Below are 19,335 nucleotides of genomic sequence, written 5' to 3'. Positions count from 1 at the left end.
CTCTGCGGTATCCGTCTCGATTTGCTGCGAACTGCGTCAAAGATCAGTTCACAAATGCTTGGCTTGCGTTCTCTGTAGAAAGACAACTTACTCTAAGTCTACACCGATAACATCTTCTACAGAATCATATCCATCCCGATCAAGATATTCAAGTAATCCGCGGTTGATCTGTCTGGCAACAGTTGGGCCCTCATAGACAAACCCGGTGTATAATTGCACTATATCAGCACCAGCACGGAGTTTTTGATATGCATCTTCAGCGGATGCAATTCCACCCACCCCGATAACTGGAACATCTACGCGTTCTGCAACATACTGAATACGTTCTGTCGCTCGTGTATTGAGTGGTGCGCCAGACAATCCACCGGATTCGACTTGGTTAGGGTGCTGTAGTCGATTAGGGCGTTCAGTAGTTGTATTTACGGCAACAACCCCGTCAAGGCCCAGCTCGTTTACAACATCAAGTGCGTCATCAGTTGCTTCTTTAGTCAGATCAGGTGAGAGTTTTACGAGCAGCGGATCAGCCCCCTCATCCTGTAATCGAGAGAGAATGTCAACAAGCGGTCCGCGATCTTGAAGAGAACGAAGTCCAGGTGTATTTGGACTTGAAACATTGACAACAAAAAAGTCACCGGCATCAGCCACACGATTGAATGAATACGCATAATCGTCCGGGGCCTCGGAAAGAGGGGTCGTCTTTGATTTACCTAAGTTTACACCTAATGGAATATCGGGGAGTGAAAGCGTATCAAGTCGATCACCGATTTCATCAGCACCGGCATTATTAAATCCCATCCGGTTGATCAGGGCTTCGTCTTCTGGGAGGCGGAAGAGTCGAGGTTTGGGGTTACCAGGCTGAGATTCTGCTGTAACGGCACCGAGTTCGATATGTCCAAATCCAAGAGCCGAAAGCGAGCCTGGAGCCGTCGCATTTTTATCGAACCCAGCAGCTAACCCGACAGGATTCGGAAACGTTTGATCAAGTGTAGAAACAGTAAGGCGGGAGTCATCAACGCAAAACCGAGACCGCAGCACAGATTCGATCGGGGTGTCCTGTATCGTTTTGAGGCCAGTAAGTGCTGTTTCGTGAGCGGTTTCTGGGGGTAGGCGGAATAATATAGGCTTGAGTATGTCGTATACTCCCATCTACCCATGCTGATGACTCCGTCATGTAAAAGCCCCCCGGAACCGGTTTGATCAAATCAAAAATCGTGTTCTACATCATCTGTGTCCGCTTTCTGAATAATGATCTTATCCTCACGAACCCGAACAAACACTTCATCCCCAATATCCATGCCAGCAACTTCAAGTTCGTCTCGGTGGAGGTTAAGATGAACATTGTTATACTCACCATCCTCGCCTTTCGCACCACTCGGGCTAAGCTTCTTTTTCCGAACCATCGCCTTTTCTACACCGATTTTCACCGGAGTACATACTTAAGTGTTTTCTAGCTTTCCTACAAAAATGTCCAGGTCAATTCTGTGAACTACTCCGGGATCAATCCCTGATGTACTCTGCCTGCTTTCCCTGTAGAGAAATAGACCAATAATCTCAACATTCAGCCCTTGTCCACTCATTGGTGACAAGAGTCTTTTTGAGGCAGGGGTCTCTTGGTTCCGCGATGCACTTTGTTACAAGTTCTCAGTTGATGTTGCCCATCCGCATAGGAAGTGCAGGCTCCGCAGGCGTTGATTAGTCATGGCCTACCGTTCCAATTTTCAGTAGGATTCGGTAGTGGTCGGTCACAATCAGTAGCATTGGCGAGGACGGATTGTGTCACACTACCTCTGGGCCACCGCTGCCCCGTGTTACTACCGTGATGTTGCTGCAGTCCACCCATATCTCCCTCCCCCGATTTCGCAGTGAGTGACCGAGGACGGTGCTGAGCGAGGCGGGTCTGACGACCGCTCGCCTGATCCTGTTTGTCGGTCGCGGACTGAACGCCAGCAGAACGGGCACTCTCTGAAGGTGATGGAAAACTGGCGTGATTCTCTGCCGCCATGTAGGCAGCAGAGTTCGCCTCCTCCATCTTGCTGTCAGAGAGGTGTTTCCGCCCGACGTTCACCGCTCCAACCACGTCACGGTCACATTCATACCCACACGTCGGACAGTGGAAATGCCCGCCGTGACGACACTTCGTGTGGTCGTTCGGCGCGTTCACCGTCTCTCCACGCTCACCACACCGGACAGAACCGCGACGTTCCCCACGGCTTCACTGTGGTGAACTCGATCCCGAGCAACCCCGCCTTGTACTCGACGTAAGCAAGCAGTTCACCCCGTGCCCACGAACTGATCGACCACGCGACCGAGCCGCTTGCAGCTGGCGACTCCATCTGCCCGAGAGACTCGAACACGATGGTTTCACAACCGTGTTCAGCAGCTATCCAGACGAGTTGGTTGGCTATATCGTGTTGGATTTGCTCGCGCAGGCGGCGTTCTTTCCGCCGCGTCTGGCGGTACTCACAGAGCAAGTGGTCGAACCGTTCCGTGTGGGATTTTCCCTGTCGCCGGAGTTCTGCCAGCCGGTCGTTGATGCCTTCGGCGTCGGCTTTCACTCGGAATAGTTTGTCCTTGGCTGGATGGTCAAGAAACTGTGGCGGCGTCACCTGCTCGTGTGTCTTGTCACCGCCGTCGAGACCGACCGCCGTGGCTTGTTTTTTGACACCGAGGTCAACCGCTAACACACGGTCGGACACTGTCTCCGTTTCCTGTTCTGGTATCGATACGGGCACGTCAAGCGTGTAGCCATGCTCGGAGAAATGGAGTGTCGGTGCTTGCAGATCGCCCGTGTCGAGCATCTCGTGACATCGGGAATGGATCGGGAAGCGAAGTTCGTGTCGCGTCCAGTCGTGATAGCTGTCGGGCGAGAGCGAGTCTGGCGCGTTCAACACGAAGCGAAGGTCGCCGTTTTCGACCGTGAGTTCGTGGATGTGGTAATCGCCTTTATCAGGTGCATACGGCAGTGTGCCGTTGGGTTCGGGCGTTTTGACCAGTTCCGTGTACGTCTCGGGGAAGCGTCCGTGCTGATCGTAGTGGGTGTTGAGTTGCTCGACAACGGATTCCAGTACGCGTCAGTTGATGTATGGTGAGTCCGCATCGACCAACCGTTGGCGGAGTCTCTGCCAGCCGATGCGTCGAATCTTGCGTTCTGCAACTGTGTCGGTGACGAACTGAAACGCCTGAAACTCATCACTGTGAGCATCAAGAACGTGCGTAACGCGGTGGTAGACACATCGTTTGAAGCGGTCGTAGACGTATTCGGTCACGTTTTTCTCAATCGATGGGCCTTAGTTATTCCCGTTTGTGCATGTATTCAAATGACGCAAAAAGTTTCTTCCATTGATGAGCTCATTGGTGGCACACCATTGCTTTATCTCGATTCGTTTGGTGATCGACTGTATGCCAAGGTCGAAGCAGCAAATCCATACTCAGTAAAGGATCGAATTGCTCGTGAGATGATTAATGCAGCTGAGGAGTCTGGTGAGCTCACTTCAGATGGGCTTGTCGTTGAGTCGACAAGTGGGAACACCGGTATCGGCCTTGCTTCAGTATGTGCCGCTCGTGGGTATGATTGTGTCCTTACCATGCCGGAATCTATGTCTGAAGAACGGCGGGCAATGCTTCGGGCACTTGGGGCTGATCTGGAACTGACACCGGCTGACGATGGGATGTCTGGTGCCAATCAGCGGGCTGAAGAGATTGTTTCAAACCATGATAATGCCATTATGGCTCGACAGTTTGAGAACCATGCCAATCCTGCTGCGCACGAACAAACTACTGGCCCGGAGATCTGGGAGGCGACAGAAGGAGAAGTTGATGCTATCGTTGCTGGGGTTGGAACAGGGGGAACAATCACGGGAGTTAGTAAGTACATAAAAAGTACCCAAGAAAAACAATCGCTGACCTCTGTCGCCGTCGAGCCGATGGCATCACCAACAATCACAGAGCAGTGTTCTGATGGTCATGATATTCAGGGACTCGGGCCTGGATTCCTACCGGACACGTATGATGATGATGTCGTTGATACTGTCTATGATGTCTCTGCTGAAGAGGCAAAATCAGCAGCACGTCGTATCGGCAGTGAGGAGGGTTTACTAATCGGAATTTCTGGGGGAGCGGCACTACATGCAGCCGCAGAATATAGTAGTCAGCATCCGAGTGAACTCACCGTTGTGATTCTTCCTGATCCAGGGGAGCGATATCTTTCAACCGATCTATTTCAGTAGTGGTCTACTTCTTCAAACGATTTAATTGTTACAGGCTATCCCCCGTTCTCAACGAATCGAGGACAGAGTTCGAGCGGAGTAGATCGAAGTAATTTCATGGGGGAGCCGTGCTGAACATCACCACAGCAATTGTTGTTGCTAACACCATCCCAATAATCATTACTTGCTGAACATCAACTTCATCAAGAACTTGCTCAACAATCCGCACATTCGTTTGATGGATTGCCCAGAGGAGCGATAGAGATAGATAGTGAATCTGTAATAGCTGCCCTGTAATCCCAGAGGTTGAAGCTGGTTCGTTTGGTTTCCAGTCAACTGCCGAAGGAGCTGATGAATTATTTTTCTCAACTGGTTGCTGAATTGTTTGATCTGACGAGTCCATCAGGTCTGATGCATCTGCTTTATCAAAAAAGGTACTTGCGCAATATGCACACATCGGATGTGAAGACTCATTTCCGACTTCGAGATGAACAATTTCTGACTCCGAGATAGATTGATCACACATTTCACATGTGGTCGTGTTCTTGTGGTCTGGTGAATTGCCTGTTCGATTGTGATGTGTTTGATCAGTTATCTTGTTCTCAAATTCCTCTTCGGTTGTCATCAGTACCACTCCCCATACATTCAATTTATCGTGATAATTTATTGACGAGTGTCCGACTTATGTATGTCGTAACACGAAGATATATCTCCTGTCAGCAGTGATTGGATTGCTACTGTTGAGCCTGAGTGAACTACCGTTCAGATTATCAGTAGCATTTGGTAGTGTTCAGTCGGATTCAATAGCACTGGCAAGAACGTGCGTTGTGACACTACCGCTGGGCAACTGCCTGCCCGTGTTGCTACCATGATTTTGATGCAGTCCACCCATGTCTGACTCACCACTCCGCACAGTGGGACAGTATTGAGTCAGCCGGGGCTGACAGCCGCTTGCCGTATCCTGTTCCTGTGTGGCTGTGGACTGAACGCCAGTTGAACGGGCACCTGTCTCTCCGTTGTCAGCAGGTGATGGAAAACTGGCGTGAACAGCATTTCCTGTCTCCATATAGGCGACAGGTTTCACCGCTTCCATCCTGCTGTCTGAGAGATATTTCCGTCCAACATTGATCGCACCAACTACGTCACGGTCGCACTCGTAGCCACAGTGCGGGCAGTGGAAGTGACCGCCGTGGCGACACTCGGTGTGATCGTCCGGAGCGGTGACTGTCTCACCGCGTTCACCACACCGAGGACAGTATCGGCTTGTCATCCACGGATTCACCGTCGCTGTCTCGATTCCAACCAACTCGGCTTTGTAGTCGGCTCGATCTAATAGATTGCCACGCGCCCACGTCGAAATCGAACGGGCCAGCGAACCAGTTACATCCGGCGATTCCATCTGTCCGAGCGACTCAAAGACGATTGTTTCGCACTGGTATTGTAGCGCGGTCCACACCAGCTGATTGGCTACGTCGTGCTGGATTTGCTCGCGGAGTCGGCATTCTTTGCGTCTGACCTGTTCGTATTCACTCTGTAGATGGGCAAACCGATCAGTGTGAGCTTTCCCCTGTCGCCGGAGTTCTGCTAACCTGTCATTGATGCTTTCCGCCTCAGTGTTCAGTCGGAACAGTTTGTCTTTTGCCGAGTGGTCGACAATCTCCGGTGGGCTGATTTGTCCCTCACCGTCTTCGATCACGACCGCCGTAGCTTGCTTTTTCACACCAAGATCGACCGACAGCACGCGGTCGGAAACAGTGTTGGTGTCCTGTTCAGGAACCGAAACCGGAAGATCCAGCGTGTATCCGTGATCGGATTCGTGGAGCGTTGGTGCGCCCACCTCACCAGCTGAAATCATCTGCTGGAACTGCGTATGGACTGGGAAGTTGATTTCGTGGTCGGTCCAATCGTGGTACGACTCCGGCGAGAGTGAATCAGGGGCGTTCAACGTAATACTGAGTCGACCATCCCGAACAGTCACCTCGTGAATGTGGTAGTCGCCTGTGTCAGGTGCATATGGGAGTGTTCCGTTTGGTTCAGGACACCCGACCATATCAGTATAGTCGTCGGGGAACCGACCATGACGGTCGTAGTAGTTGTTCAATTGTTCGACAACTGATTCCAACACGGCCCACTGGATGTATGGCGAGTCGTCGCTGAACAATCGGTCGCGTAGCCGCCGCCACCCGATTTGTTTTATTTTCCGTTCAGTGACCGTTTCAACAACGAACTCAAACGCTCGTAGTTCATCGGCGTGAGCCTCAAGCGTGCTGGTGACACGGTGGTAGACACATCGCTTAAACCGGCTGTAGAGGTATTCATCAACGCCCTCAAACGGGTCTGTATCGCCGTCTCGGATGTAGGTATAGGACTGTCCGACGTGGTTGTCGACAGCTTTGATATGGCAATCCGTCCAGTATTTCTCTCTGAGAAACCGCTGAGTGTGACGCTCGACGAACGTGGTGAGTCGGTCACAAGCGTTGTGGTATTCTCTCGGAATATGGAACTGTTCGGTCAGTTGCATCGTCATTCGTCGGTGGGGGTGGTGTATTGCTGATTTTTCCAGTCTTTGAATGGTGTTCCGGCTTTTAACAGACCTTCCCATGTCAACCCCATCTCGTCTTTATATTGTCTCAGGAACTCGAAGTCCTCCTGTGGAAGTTCGATGTTCACGTTAGTCGAGTCGTTGTCAGCCATCACTTAGTAATAAGTCAGCTATATATAAGTATTTTACGTTCAAATAAGACTCCTGAATATATCCGAATACTACCAAATACTACTAAATTTGGAAGCAGTTACGAACCCCTGCCTACTCGCCCCCGTTGGTCGCTCCTTAAGAACGGGGACTCAGCCTGAAAAGTTAAAGACTGGCTCGTATCCGGTATCTCCAGTGACTGCCCAAGGACAAAGCGGGTCGCTTTCTGTTGGGTCTCCAGTTGCTGCATATGCCCGTGATCGTGATCCACCACACTGCTCTGTTATTGGACAATTACCGCACGGTCCAGAGAAAGACTGTCTGTCCCGTAATTGCTCCATCAACTCTGCTGACTGATACAGATCAGGAAGCGATTTCTCACGTACAGACCCAACGCTTCTGGGGAGAAATCCAGATGGATAAACTTCGCCTGTGTGATCTATAAAAACAAATCCATTTCCTGCACCGGTCGACCCAACAGGTTTTGGCGGGTGTCCTTCCTCTCGTTGTATTCTCTGTGCAACTCGACGATAAAATGGCGCCTCGACAGTGATAACTCGGAATGATTTATCTCTGCTCGCCCTGTAGAGCCATTCCATCGTTTCGTATGCTTGCTGTGGTGAAAGTTGATTTAGCTCTGTTCCTCTCCCGATTGGAACAAGGAAAAACACCTCCCACATCGCAGCATTGTATGAGTCGACAAGTTTGATGATCTCTGGTAACTCATCAACAGTCTGCGCTGTGACTGTTGTATTAATCTGAATTGGCACGCCAATCTCATTTGCGTATTCGGCTGCCTGAATCGTTGTTTCGAATGTACCGGGCTCCCCCCTGAACGAATCGTGCGTTTCAGCTGTGGCACCGTCAAGGCTGAGTGCCATTCGTCCAATACCAATCTCTTTGAACCGCTTGATTGCTGACTTTGTGAGCTTACCAGTCGTTGCTGGCGTAATTGATGGTGATAGACCCATGTCAACAGCTGCTTCGAGTAATTCAAATAGGTCTGGTCGCTCCAGTGGATCTCCACCTGATAATACTAGTATCGGCTCCGGCGAGAATTCTTTTACTGATCGGAAGAGTTCTTTTGCCTCTTCGGTAGAGAGTTCGTTTGGATGCCGATTTGGTTCCGCTTCTGCTCGGCAGTGGTCGCATGACAGTGCACATGCCTGTGTTGTTTCCCAAGTAACGATCAGTGGAGCTTCAGAATAATCTCTGCTGCCTGGATGACCTCCTGAGTGTGGAGACTGGCTGGATCCTCCTGAGTGTGGCGACGAATCCATTTTATATGACATGCATTAACGACTCGATGGCAATAAATTACCCATCGATTCTTTTTGACATGAACAATCACGTGTATTCGTTATCGATACTACCATCCCAATTTTGCCTACCAAGCACGTAACGGTTATGCGACGGATAGAAGCATATCTCGACAAGTACCCGGTTGTTGACTTCGACGATGACATTTACGTGTGTTGATGGCTGTAGCTGGTGCTTTGGTATCCTCCCCACCCTGAAGGGCAAGGCTTTCGTCTCGAATTTTCTGTAACAGCAGTTGATTCGGGGAGCGAAACAACTTAGCAGGTGGCTGTCCAGCAAAAGGTTATGACAAGTCTTCTCGCGGAAAAGGAATGGCGTGTAATTCCAGAAGAGGAAACGCGATCCGGCCCAATGCAAATGGCATTGGAAGAGGTTGCTGCAGAAACAGCGCGTAACGGAGGGCCAAGGACGGTTCGTGTGTACCGGTGGAAGCCAAGCACGCTATCACTCGGGTATCGGCAGGCAGCTGAGACAGTTGATTGGGAATTTTGTGATCAACAGTCGATTGATGTAACTCGACGACCGACCGGAGGAGGAGGAATTTATCACGATACAATTGGCGATATCTCCTACAGTATCATTGCCCCAAGTAAAGAACTACCTCAGGATGTAATGGAAAGTTATCACCTGCTTTGTCAGCCAGTGTTAGAGGCATTTAACAAGATGAACATTGCTGCTGATTTTGCCGAGAGGGAGTATCCTGCTATACACGAGCCAGCATGTTATCTCCGGGGGGTTAACCCGGCGCATGACATCGTAGTAGACGGGCAGAAGATTAGTGGGAACGCACAGAATAGGCAGCAGGAAACAGTAATCCAACACGGATCAATATCATACAAGCTCACACCAGAAACACAACTGGGTTGTTTTGCAAATCCAGAGACAAACGCAAAAACATACAGGGATCGGGTTACCTCGATTAACGAGCAGGTAGGACTGACCCGAAAAAATGCTGTAAGAACGCTCAAAGAAACACTTACAGCATGGACAGACGCATCACAGGGCGAATGGAGCAATGAAGAAATTGCAAAAGCAAAGGAATTAGCCGAGGCGAAGTATCGTTCTGATGCATGGGTGAAAGATCGCTCAGATCCGACTGAAACAAGCTGATCTTGTCATTGACCTCCTCAAGCGGCTAAAACCAGAAAGAATTTGATCTCGAAATACGGTGAGAGTTAAGAAAGGCCGTGTCAATTCAAAAACGCTTTTCACTCTACCATCTAAGTTAGTGGTATGGCTGGATTCGATAAAGCAGAAGAACGGATGCTCGAAAAACAAATTTGTATGCGCTGCAACGCCCGGAATCCACAGCGGGCGGACCAATGTCGAAAATGTGGACATAAGAATCTGCGACCAAAAGCAAAGGAATCGCGAGCAGCTTAATTATCTGAATATTTCGGTTCTTTTCTCCGTGCTCGTCGAAGGGCACGTTCAATAACAGATCTTACGTCCCCCTCATAGGAATCTCCGTGTCCTGGATGCATGTGTCTAACTGTATCTGGAAGCCGATCAAGGATTGTCTCCAAAGAATGAATGAGTTGATCCCGTGATTGGCCTGGAAGATCAGTTCGACCAAAGCTTCCGTCGCCAAACGCGCTGTCATTATAAACAACGACGTCGCCAGAAAAAATTCTATTTGGCCCAATGAGTGCAACATGATCATCTGCGTGTCCAGGCGAGTGAACGACCTCATATGTATCGTCACCTAGTTGGACATGATCTCCATCATCTAGCGTCTTTGTCTGATGTTCATGGTCCTCAAATGTAGCAACAGTCGGGGCGAATCTTTCAATAATGTTATCAAGTTGATCGATATGATCACTATGCTGATGAGTTATATAGACAGCGTCTACCACATCTACATAATCAGAGATTACAGATGTAACATCATCCATTGCTCCAGTATCGACAAGCGCGGTTGTCTCTCCTGGTACGAGGAATACATTACTGGTGAACGTCTCTGCTTCTGCAGTTACGTTATAGACTTCCATATGAAATAGTTGGCACGGAACAGCTAATGCTATGCGGTATCATGAGAATGACCACCGAGATATTTTAGTGGATCAAAGCCGTTATAATAATGTGTATGGGGTTTGGGAGTTACGACGAGTCCGAACAGGAAAATCAGGAAATTGATGCTGATTTTAATGAAGATGATGTGGAAACAGAAGAAGCCGAGCACAATGGATCCGTGGAGTACGAAATTGGAGCCAGCAATGATGAACTCATCAGCCGGCTACAGGATATCAAAAACAACGCAAGCTAGTTTTAGATGAAAAGCGGGAGACGAGCACTCGGTGTCGCAGAATCATTCACTGACTCTGATGAGAAGAGCACATTGGCCGGTGCCGTTGTTCAAGCAAATCGAGCAGTAGATGGGTTCGAGTTTGGTGACTGCACAATTGGAGGCATGGACAGTGCTGAGGCAATAATCGGATTGTACGAGAGCCTTGACCGTGAAGACATCCGATATATATTTATCAATGGGATTGCTCCTGCGTGGTACAATATAATCGACATGGACCAGATCGCTGAGGAAGTCGACCGACCAGTGATTGCGTTATCATACGAAGAAAGTGAAGGTCTGGAGCAACCACTTAGAAAGGCATTCTCTGGTCGTGAATTCAGGCAACGTTATAGACGGTATCAGGGTCTGCCAGAAAGAAAGCAGACAGTAACAGATGGACACGTGATTTTTTATCGAAGTGCTGGACTCAGCCAAGATGAAACAGCAGCAGTAATACAAGCATATACAGGAGAGAATAGACGGCCCGAGCCAGTTCGAGTTGCCAAGCTCGCAGCAAGCGCAGTACGACGCTTTCGCAGGTGACCTCCTCCCCGTCGTGAACGACGGGGCTTCCCGAACCGCACCGCAAGCGTTGGGATATTTGCCGGTCTACGGTCATACCTGTTCTTGTGGGGCGACTCTCCCCGTCGATTTGTCGAACAGGCGGACCGATGGCTGGGCCAGACAGCCGTTACTCCTATCCTGTGACGGACTCGGAGTTACCGTCGCTCGCATGTTTTCAGCCGCATTACAGTCGCTATTCGCAACCAACCCACACACCTCACAGACGTACAAACCACGTTCAACACGGTTTGAATCGGCTTTCATCCCACACTCACAGCACGTGATCGACGTAGCCAACTCGTACTCGTCAACCCGCTCAACCCCAATCCCGCGTTCTTCGGCTTTGTACTCAATGTGACTGAGCAGTGTTTCAAACGCCCAGTCGTGCAGGCGTTTGTTCCCGTGTCGGCCCCAGTCTTCATCAGCGCGAATGTTTTCCGGGTGACCGACTGCTATCGTCCCAACACCACGGGCAGCACACTGCTCAACAATGTCTGTCGAGATCGCATGCAAGAAATGCTCTTGTCGCCGGGATTTCTTCTGCCTTGCCCACTCAGCATGGGTGCTGGGGCCGTTCTTGCCTTCTGTGTCGTATTCTTCCTGCCGGAAGTAATGTGCGTCTTCTTTCAGGGCGTTGCCCGGATACAACAGCGTTTCATCACCGACAGAGACAGCCGCCGTGTTACAGATGCCGAGGTCAACACCTGCGGTTTTCTCACCTGCTGAGTCCTCTGCATCAATGCTAACCTTACAGACGAAGTGTAGTTCCCAGCGGTTACCGTTCCAGACAATTCGGACCTGCTGTACGGTTTCTACATCAGACAGATCTACGTCTGGACCGGGTTCGTATTCGCAGAGAACGAAATCACTCCATCCGTCTTTCAGGTTCTTCCCTTTCGACAACCGGACTTGCTGGTGTTTCGTGTCGAGTTTGAAGCCGTCTTCTTTGAACGTAACAGTTGAACGTGGGCGCTCATCTCCATCTTTGCGATACCCCGGTGGGTTGGCGTCTGGGTCGTCCTGTTCAAACCACGACTGGAAAGCGCCAGCCAATTCTTCAACGATTGCCTGACTTGACTGCGAGTTCAAATCTTTCCAACACGCTTGGGTTTTCATGTAGGACTTGAGCGGTCCTTCATCCGGAATGGTTCCGGTGTGGTCCCAGATGCGGCTGATGGTCCACCGAGCGACGTTCCAGATTTTACTACCGGAACGAGCCAGTGAATCAAGGTCACGCACAACACCCTCACGGTCATTGGTGAGTGACGCAGTGAAGGTGCGTGTTGTGACCAGATTCACTATACATAGCCTATGACAGTATAATGATTAAACGGTTTCGGCTCACTATTGAATATCCGGTCAGCAGGAACAGTGCCGGTGTCTACCCGGAGTGTACGCGATTCACGCCCGGCGTGAACGCCGAGATTCTCTCGCTGTATCAAGATAGCATCTGACAGACAAGCCAGAAGCACATTCGACACCGATGACAAAGAGGTATTTATGAAGCAGAGCAATATTACCCTATATGGATGACCATGTCGTTACAGACTGTCGACGCTGCTCAGATCTGGTCGCATCGCGAAGCCAGATTGTTAATGGAACCGGTGATCCAAACGCAGAATTACTATTAGTTGGAGAAGCACCGGGAGAAAAAGAGGACAAACACGGCGAACCGTTTGTCGGAAGAAGTGGAGATGTGCTAACACAAAGTCTGAATCAACACGGAATCGAACGGGAAGATATCCGCATCACAAACTGTGTTCGCTGTCGGCCAGAAGGAAACCGAAATCCGAAGACATCTGAGCTTGAAAATTGCTTTCACCATCTTCTTACAGAAATCGAAGTAGTTAGTCCAGATGTTATCATGACATTAGGAAAAGTTCCAACGGAGCAACTATTAGATCGGTCTATTTCTGTTACCTCAGCTGCTGGGACAGTACGCGATACGAGGTTAAACGGAGAGATGTATCGGATATTGATTAATATTCATCCAGCAGCAACATTGTACGATCCAAGTCAGCAAGAAACATTTAATCAAACAATAAAGAAGGCCTCAGAACTCGTTAGCAGTGGTGAGGGTCAAACACGGCTTGGTGAATACTAACCTTAGTAATTTGGCTGTTGTTATTCAGGCGGACACCTCAGCTATCTTGGAGGCAAGCTCCGTGGCATTCGCTCAATTTTCTGTAAACTCAACTCCGTGGATACCAGGGTGGGTACCGAAGCAGCCAAGGCACATTTAGGCCGTGCTACCATCTTTCTGATGTTCTTATGATCTGTGTCACACTCCTGGTTTCCCTCCTACTTCGAACCCGGCTTAATTCGAAGTTCCCCGAAGTTGTATTTCAAGTGGTTGTCGATCCAGCTGATCTCTTTTTCGCAGTCTCGGCCGGACGGTCGCTCTTATCCCCGACGACCACACCACGACAATTCTAAATAACCTGTCAACATGAACCAGACACCAAAGAGCAGATATAAGATATTAATCTGATTTTGTAAAATAAAAAAGGGCATTTCCCAATTTTGCCAAAGTCAGGTAAACTCACCCCGCCCTACTCGCTCCCGTTGGTCGCTCTTTGAGGACGGAAACGTAGCCTGTAAGAGTTAAACCCTACAGGCGTCTTGACAGTTGATACGTAACAGCAGGCAAGATATCAGTTGAGCAGCGCCAGAAGAGTTTCTAAGTTTGCTTTGAGAGGTTGTGGATTCTCTGTCAATAACCAGCAAAGTGGCTCGGAATACATTCCCCCACGGTCAACAACGACATTAGGAGAGGTCGAGTCATCAAATGTTTCATCAACCAGATGTTGTATCCGCTGTTGATGATCGTCTGTCTCAACAGGAGAGGCTTCGGCAATTGACCAGCTAGTATCAGTGAGAGCGGTCATAACATCGGAGCCATAGCGGGCATTTAGTGCAAAGCGGAGGTTAGGATTGTACTCCCTGGCAGAAAGGAGAAACCGTGAAGCATGAGATGAAGCACCAAATCGAACACCACTATCGGTAGAAATTCCGCTGACTGTGCGATTGATACGACCATCAACACCTGCGATATCTTCGACAGACTCAGCATATGGAGTTGCCCCAACGACAGTCATTCCGACTTCAGGGATGAGTTTTCGAGGAGATATTTCAGCAATTTCGTTGACCAGAGAACTAACTGTAGACTGTGTCTTGGTCTTGGTAGCACGATTTCGGAGATCAACTAAATGATTAACTGCGCCAGACCCTTCTCCAATGTCATAGTGATATCGAATAGCTCGGCCAAGAAAACTAGTTGCTTCATCTACAGCACTATGTATGTCTTGTCCGTGGGAGAGCCGTCCAGCAATGGAAGCAGCAAGAGCGCATCCGGATCCATGCGAAGCAGATGTATTAACCCGAGGATGAGTGAAGACCGTTACATCGGTATCAGTGATCAGGATGTCTTCAACAGGATCAGTAGCAATGTGTCCACCTTTGAGCAAGACGGCACCAGTTCCAGACTCTAAAAGCTCACGTCCCGCCTCAATAGCTGAATCGTTGTCATTGATATGGGTTTTAGCGAGCGTTTCTGCTTCATCGGCATTAGGAGTAATTATATCAGCATGTTCAAAGAGTGTATAATAGGAATCTTCTGCATCTTCAGATAGCAGTCGATCACCAGTTGCTGCGATCATAACAGGATCAACAACCATTGGAATATCATAGTCAGCGACAACATCAGCCACGGCATCAATGACTTCCGCAGTCGCAAGCATTCCTGTTTTGATTGCATCAACATCAAAATCATCAAGTACAGCGGTGATTTGCGCCTGCACCTGTTCAGGAGGCAGAACGTGCGTGTCTTCAACGCCCTGTGTATTTTGTGCAGTTACAGCAGTAATAGCACTGGTTCCAAATGCCCCGGTTGCTGCAATTGCCTGTAAATCGGCCTGAATGCCAGCCCCACCTCCTGAGTCACTGCCTGCGATGGTTAGAGTGACTGGTTGGGACTGTGGAAGAGAATTTCGCATAAGGAATACTATTTGCTGATAGTACAAATCGGTAATGAAAAGCGAGGTTGCGAAACGACTAACTAGTTACGGCTCGGTCGAACGTTTTCAGCACCTTTACCCCGGGTACGAAGTCCGCGGTTTGACCGGCCAGCATTTGTCTTACCTCGGAAAGCCCGACCCTGCTGGGAGTCATCACAGATCCAACTGAGATCATCATCATTCTCGATTGCTGGATGGTTTGGATCTACAAGAATGATCTCAAACCATTTCTGCGAACCGTCTTCTCCGACTGGGTAGCTATTGAGGACTCGTAGATTTGGGAACTTTCGAGTAGATCGCTCTTCTGCTATCCGCTGAATATTTTTTCGACGAGTGATCCGATTAACTCCCTGGCGTTTGGATCGGCGACCGGCACGGAATCGACTCTTTCGAGCAGTACCCTTCCGGACACTTGCTCGAACGACAATCACGCCTTGCTTTGCTTTATAACCCAGTTCACGAGCTTTGTCAAGTCGTGTTGGGCGATCAATTCGCTTGATTGCTGGTTCATCACGCCATGTTTGTTTTCGTTGCCACTGCAGCTCGGCAAGCTTTCCATCGTCTGGATCTTGCCATGCGTCCTTGATATGTGAGTAGAAGCTTCGCGCCATAGTTTATCACCACGGGCGTCAAGTGGTTCAACTCCGTGTGAAGTCACATCCCGACCTGTCAGAGACAGGTGCCCGCTGGTGCCCGTCTTCCAGCGAGATACTATAATTTACCCATGAGATTCGCTTAAGCACTTCGATACAGGGATACTCTATTGTCATCTGTCATAGTTCTATATAGCGAAATAAGATTTATTACATATGTGAGTTCCGGATACACCGGACTTGCTGGAACTGTGCTCAGACAAATAGAAGAGCGTGGATTCTAAAACTAACTGTCAGTTCTCAAAATAGCCAGAATTGTGTCAGCTGGTCTGTGTGAGTGGTCCCTAGCGAAAGGCTCTATACAGACTTTATGTGGATCCTGAAGAAGTTATATAATTAAACAATTTGAGTTAGTGACTAGCACTTAGTGTTGCTAGACTCCAATAATCCAAACCAGAGTGAGGCATTAGATGGACGTTCGGCTCTGTAAGCATCAAATAGTCTTAAGCTATCCGTTAGCAGGAAGAGCGATCTCGGACTCTAAGGAACTATACAGATTGACATCCACTTTGACACGCCTCAACAGTAGTAAACTCGTCATCGATAACTGCCTGCTTTACTTCTTTGACATCAATATTTTCGACATTGTTTGGGTATTTACGGCTGAAGTATCCGATGATGTTCTCAAGATCCCTTTCCAGTAGTTCAGGAGCATTTGCGTGGTCAGCACTAACTGACTGTGGCCAGTCAAAGATAGTAATCCCGTCCTCAGAGATAAAGATATTGTACTCGCTAATATCAGCATGTACACGGTTTTGTTGATAGGCTGCAGCCAGCTCTTCAATAATGAGACTCAGTACAGGAAGCACTTGATCATCATCTAGTTGTGTCTGAGAGAGTTCTACACCAGTCATTTTCTCCATGACAATGGCGTGTCGATTATGGTCTATTGGCCGTGGGACAGATACCTCTGGGTAGAGATCTTGAAGGGCAGCATACTCTTGTTCTGCCGCTTTGCGAGCGGTATACATCCATGAGACATGCTCATGATCAGCAGTATAATTTCGCTCCCGATTGACCTCCCGAAATTCCGTTATCCCTTCACGATGATACTTCAGTGCAAGTGGTCGGTATGATCTGGCTTCGTAGACATCGCTTTCTTTCCCCACACCAAGAGAAGTTCCGACACCGTCGATTGTTTCGCGTTCTGCAAATGTGTGAAGTGCTAAAGCGTCATAGCCCTCAAACTTGAGTCGGTACCCCTCGTATTGAATGGTCTTTCTTTCTATCAGTTCTCGGTCTAAGCACCGGTCAATTCGGTAGTCCACTTCTTCGGGAGTAAGGCCGGCAAACTCTGGTAGTTTACTTTTTTGCACCCACTCCGAGAAGCGCATCCCCTGTTCCAGCCCAGAAAGAAGATAGATATCTTCAGACTCAAGCTCAGCAATAATCCCGGCGACGTTCTGAACCATACAGTAGATTGGGGTTAGAACAGCAAAAAGACGACGCCATAGCCATCGTGTAAATCATATATCGCTATATTAAATCACTCATTGTATATATGGACAGCGGCATAAGATTGGATTCGGCTAAGGACGATAAGACCCCAGACTGCCCCCGATAGTGTCAAATATAGGGTGTATTTCCAGAGATTTAGCAGAAGACAGTAGTGTTGAATGACGACAGCAAAAGCGACGCCGCTACAGGCTGTCTGTTCAATACGAACTACAGCACATAGTCCGGTATCCTCTTGTCCGTCGGTATATTATATATGATAAATGGCAGTTGATGCAACGAGTGCTGGGGCAATTCTTTTTCGAGATACCCGGGGACAACGTGAGTATTTACTTTTGAAAAGTCGGCCGGGTGACTGGGAATTTCCCAAAGGAGGCGTTGAAAATGATGAGGAACTACAGCAAACCGCTATCAGAGAAGTAAAAGAAGAGACTGGGATTGAACAGTTCCGGCTCTTGGATGGATTTAGAGAGGACTACAGCTATGTGTTTCAAGCAGGTGGAAAGACAATTCACAAAACGGTACATCTGTTTATTGCTGAGTCGTTTGAGGCGTCCGCGGAGTTATCGAAAGAACATCGAGATCACCAGTGGAGAGATTACGAACAAGCAGTAAACACGATTACACAAGATGGTCCCAAGGAGATTTTCAAGAAGGCCCATCGGTTTATTGACAAAGAACATCGGTGATGAGAGACAACCCAACAAAAGAGCGGAGAAGTAGCCGTATTGATTGGAACCAGGAGTTCTCGTTTGAACTTGCTATTTGTCTTTGGGCAGAACAAAACTGGCCACCAAGCCGTGACGGTTCTGAGAAATTTCTCGTTGGAAGACAGATTGGAACAAAGAGACGCCGCTGGGACACTGTGCTTGTCAAGACAACCAGCGAACAGTTACAGCAACGAAACAAGTTTGGATCACAAGAGTTTGACCAACAACAGCTGCATATACTAAAGAATGCACCTCAAACATGGGCATGGTATCGAGAAGCACTTCCGGAGCCAGAGTATCCGTGGCGATATATTCGTGAAGAGATTCATCGGCTAGCAAACTGGGGTACTATAGAGACACGAAAGCAAAGCAACAAAATAGAGATTCGGAGAAAGTGGGAGTATCCGTCGTGGATCGACCGGATTGTTGCAATTGAAAATAAACCGGATTTAGATGCAAGTGCTGCTAAGAATCTAACAGCCCAATTGAAACACGATATCGCATTAGGACTAGCTGATGAAGCATGGGTAGCAACACGAGTAACTGAGGATGAGACTGAACCAGTACTGTTTGCAGACCTCCCTGTTGAAGCAGGTGCAATGACATTTAATCCATCACAAATGACAGCTGAAGTACACTGGTACCCTCGTCAATTAGCCGTAGATCAAGTAGGAACGCGGATCAAGCATCTGTCAGACGACCAAAATAAACCCACATGTGAGTTCTCGTATGCTTCTTTCGAATGGAAAGAGCAACAGAGAGCCGAAATTGCAGAAAGAGTATATGCCCGAGGATGGCGGTCATATATTGATATAATGCAACCTGACTGCAAACATTTTGAGTTACAAGAATACTCCGGCGGGATGTTACCAGATTGTAAGTACTATGGACCTTGTCAGCGGTCACGGAAATGCAAACAAAGCTGTAAGGAATTTGAGCCGGAACCTCCACAGTGGAGGACACAAGGTTGGCCAATATCGGGAGGACCAGGGATAAGGTTCCAGGAAATATTGGAGCAGCGGCGACAGCGTAGTCGTGAGCATCATTCGAACGATGAATAGTAGTTATTTCGAAATAAGCAAATTAAAATTCGATAAGTTCTACGTGTAAGTATGGAATTCTGCGACGAATGTGGATCAATGATGAAAGCCGAAGACGAGTTGTGGATCTGTAGTAGCTGTGGCAACAAGCAGCCAAAAGATCCTGACGCTGATTACGTTATAACAGATGATCAAGAAGTGAGTGAAGTGATCGAGACCGGAGAGACAGATAGTGGATTGCCTACGACAGAGACTGAGTGTCCAGAGTGTGGGAATAACCGAGCACACTGGTATATGCAACAGATTCGTGCGGCTGACGAATCTGAGACCCGATTTTTCGTCTGTACAGAGTGCGAGCACAAGTGGCGGGAAGACGACCACTAACAGGCTAGT

At 48.7% G+C, this 19,335-nt stretch carries 23 protein-coding genes; 9 read left to right on the top strand and 14 right to left on the bottom strand.

Features of this window, described 5'->3' with window-relative positions:
- Positions 1–87: 87 nt before the first annotated feature.
- From K0C01_RS06860 to K0C01_RS12775, 5 genes are all read right to left on the bottom strand, one after another.
- Positions 88–1,146, bottom strand: coding sequence for a quinone-dependent dihydroorotate dehydrogenase (locus K0C01_RS06860; RefSeq protein ID WP_221168983.1), 1,059 nt, complete (start codon positions 1,144–1,146; stop codon positions 88–90).
- A gap of 56 nt (positions 1,147–1,202) precedes the next feature.
- Positions 1,203–1,400 (bottom strand): SymE family type I addiction module toxin, encoded by a 198-nt coding sequence (locus tag K0C01_RS06855; RefSeq protein ID WP_221171220.1) that lies wholly within the window; start codon positions 1,398–1,400, stop codon positions 1,203–1,205.
- 296 nt (positions 1,401–1,696) lie between these two features.
- A complete protein-coding gene (locus tag K0C01_RS12785) occupies positions 1,697–2,161 on the bottom strand; it encodes a zinc ribbon domain-containing protein (RefSeq protein ID WP_255568229.1) in 465 nt (154 codons plus the stop codon).
- A gap of 13 nt (positions 2,162–2,174) precedes the next feature.
- A complete protein-coding gene (locus tag K0C01_RS12780) occupies positions 2,175–2,798 on the bottom strand; it encodes an IS200/IS605 family accessory protein TnpB-related protein (protein WP_255568228.1) in 624 nt (207 codons plus the stop codon).
- Between the two features lie 273 nt (positions 2,799–3,071).
- Entirely contained in the window at positions 3,072–3,266 is a 195-nt protein-coding gene (locus K0C01_RS12775) for a hypothetical protein (protein ID WP_255568227.1), read from the bottom strand.
- Positions 3,267–3,317: 51 nt separating this feature from the next.
- Between K0C01_RS12775 and cysK the strand changes: the two genes are divergently transcribed.
- Positions 3,318–4,226 carry a cysteine synthase A gene (cysK, locus tag K0C01_RS06845; protein WP_221168982.1) on the top strand — a complete coding sequence of 303 codons (909 nt, stop codon included), beginning with the start codon at positions 3,318–3,320 and terminating at the stop codon, positions 4,224–4,226.
- Positions 4,227–4,320: 94 nt separating this feature from the next.
- Here cysK and K0C01_RS06840 read toward each other — a convergent pair whose 3' ends face one another.
- The 4 genes from K0C01_RS06840 to K0C01_RS06825 form a co-directional block, all read right to left on the bottom strand.
- Positions 4,321–4,830: a hypothetical protein gene (locus K0C01_RS06840; RefSeq protein WP_221168981.1), complete on the bottom strand. Its 510-nt coding sequence runs from the start codon at positions 4,828–4,830 to the stop codon at positions 4,321–4,323.
- A 165-nt stretch (positions 4,831–4,995) separates the two neighbouring features.
- Complete coding sequence (locus tag K0C01_RS06835; RefSeq protein ID WP_255568226.1) at positions 4,996–6,726, bottom strand: RNA-guided endonuclease InsQ/TnpB family protein; 1,731 nt, start codon at positions 6,724–6,726, stop codon at positions 4,996–4,998.
- Positions 6,727–6,728: 2 nt separating this feature from the next.
- Positions 6,729–6,899 (bottom strand): hypothetical protein, encoded by a 171-nt coding sequence (locus K0C01_RS06830; protein WP_221168979.1) that lies wholly within the window; start codon positions 6,897–6,899, stop codon positions 6,729–6,731.
- A 150-nt stretch (positions 6,900–7,049) separates the two neighbouring features.
- On the bottom strand, positions 7,050–8,177 hold the full coding sequence (locus K0C01_RS06825) for a radical SAM protein (protein ID WP_255568225.1): 1,128 nt from the start codon (positions 8,175–8,177) through the stop codon (positions 7,050–7,052).
- Positions 8,178–8,502: 325 nt separating this feature from the next.
- On the opposite strand from K0C01_RS06825, the gene K0C01_RS06820 reads away from it, so the two are divergent.
- Entirely contained in the window at positions 8,503–9,327 is an 825-nt protein-coding gene (locus K0C01_RS06820) for a lipoate--protein ligase family protein (protein WP_221168978.1), read from the top strand.
- Between the two features lie 123 nt (positions 9,328–9,450).
- The gene (locus K0C01_RS06815; protein WP_221168977.1) at positions 9,451–9,600 is read left to right on the top strand and encodes a 50S ribosomal protein L40e; all 150 of its coding nucleotides are present in this window, start codon (positions 9,451–9,453) and stop codon (positions 9,598–9,600) included.
- On the opposite strand, the gene K0C01_RS06810 is transcribed toward K0C01_RS06815, so the two are convergent.
- Positions 9,597–10,208 (bottom strand): MBL fold metallo-hydrolase, encoded by a 612-nt coding sequence (locus K0C01_RS06810; RefSeq protein WP_221168976.1) that lies wholly within the window; start codon positions 10,206–10,208, stop codon positions 9,597–9,599. The genes K0C01_RS06815 and K0C01_RS06810 overlap by 4 nt on opposite strands.
- A 95-nt stretch (positions 10,209–10,303) precedes the next feature.
- Here K0C01_RS06810 and K0C01_RS06805 point away from each other — a divergent pair, with 95 nt between their 5' ends.
- Together K0C01_RS06805 and K0C01_RS06800 are read left to right on the top strand one after the other, a co-directional pair.
- Positions 10,304–10,483 carry a DUF5786 family protein gene (locus K0C01_RS06805; RefSeq protein ID WP_221168975.1) on the top strand — a complete coding sequence of 60 codons (180 nt, stop codon included), beginning with the start codon at positions 10,304–10,306 and terminating at the stop codon, positions 10,481–10,483.
- A gap of 6 nt (positions 10,484–10,489) precedes the next feature.
- Entirely contained in the window at positions 10,490–11,047 is a 558-nt protein-coding gene (locus tag K0C01_RS06800; RefSeq protein WP_221168974.1) for an endonuclease dU, read from the top strand.
- A 72-nt stretch (positions 11,048–11,119) separates the two neighbouring features.
- On the opposite strand, the gene K0C01_RS06795 is transcribed toward K0C01_RS06800, so the two are convergent.
- Entirely contained in the window at positions 11,120–12,370 is a 1,251-nt protein-coding gene (locus K0C01_RS06795; protein ID WP_221171218.1) for an RNA-guided endonuclease InsQ/TnpB family protein, read from the bottom strand.
- A 223-nt stretch (positions 12,371–12,593) separates the two neighbouring features.
- Between K0C01_RS06795 and K0C01_RS06790 the strand changes: the two genes are divergently transcribed.
- Positions 12,594–13,172, top strand: coding sequence for a uracil-DNA glycosylase (locus tag K0C01_RS06790; RefSeq protein ID WP_221168973.1), 579 nt, complete (start codon positions 12,594–12,596; stop codon positions 13,170–13,172).
- A 550-nt stretch (positions 13,173–13,722) separates the two neighbouring features.
- Here K0C01_RS06790 and thiD read toward each other — a convergent pair.
- The 3 genes from thiD to K0C01_RS06775 all read right to left on the bottom strand — a co-directional run bounded on the left by thiD (position 13,723) and on the right by K0C01_RS06775 (position 17,149).
- Positions 13,723–15,063 carry a bifunctional hydroxymethylpyrimidine kinase/phosphomethylpyrimidine kinase gene (thiD, locus tag K0C01_RS06785; protein ID WP_221168972.1) on the bottom strand — a complete coding sequence of 447 codons (1,341 nt, stop codon included), beginning with the start codon at positions 15,061–15,063 and terminating at the stop codon, positions 13,723–13,725.
- 62 nt (positions 15,064–15,125) lie between these two features.
- Entirely contained in the window at positions 15,126–15,695 is a 570-nt protein-coding gene (locus K0C01_RS06780; RefSeq protein ID WP_221168971.1) for a 50S ribosomal protein L15e, read from the bottom strand.
- 530 nt (positions 15,696–16,225) lie between these two features.
- Positions 16,226–17,149: a serine/threonine-protein kinase RIO2 gene (locus K0C01_RS06775; protein ID WP_221168970.1), complete on the bottom strand. Its 924-nt coding sequence runs from the start codon at positions 17,147–17,149 to the stop codon at positions 16,226–16,228.
- Positions 17,150–17,455: 306 nt separating this feature from the next.
- Between K0C01_RS06775 and K0C01_RS06770 the strand changes: the two genes are divergently transcribed.
- From K0C01_RS06770 to K0C01_RS06760, 3 genes are read left to right on the top strand one after another with little or no spacing between them, the layout of a single operon-like run.
- On the top strand, positions 17,456–17,881 hold the full coding sequence (locus K0C01_RS06770) for a bis(5'-nucleosyl)-tetraphosphatase (RefSeq protein ID WP_221168969.1): 426 nt from the start codon (positions 17,456–17,458) through the stop codon (positions 17,879–17,881).
- Entirely contained in the window at positions 17,881–18,963 is a 1,083-nt protein-coding gene (locus K0C01_RS06765) for a DUF5787 family protein (protein ID WP_221168968.1), read from the top strand. Before K0C01_RS06770 ends, K0C01_RS06765 begins: the two co-directional genes overlap by 1 nt.
- A 51-nt stretch (positions 18,964–19,014) precedes the next feature.
- Positions 19,015–19,326, top strand: a complete 312-nt coding sequence (locus K0C01_RS06760) for a transcription factor S (protein ID WP_221168967.1) — start codon at positions 19,015–19,017, stop codon at positions 19,324–19,326.
- The last annotated feature ends 9 nt before the right edge of the window (positions 19,327–19,335 follow it).

It is taken from the genome of Salinarchaeum sp. IM2453 (genome assembly GCF_019693215.1).
GTDB lineage: Archaea > Halobacteriota > Halobacteria > Halobacteriales > Salinarchaeaceae > IM2453.
The sequence above is the reverse complement of the archived record's forward strand: the minus strand, read 5'-3'. Positions and strand labels throughout refer to the sequence as shown.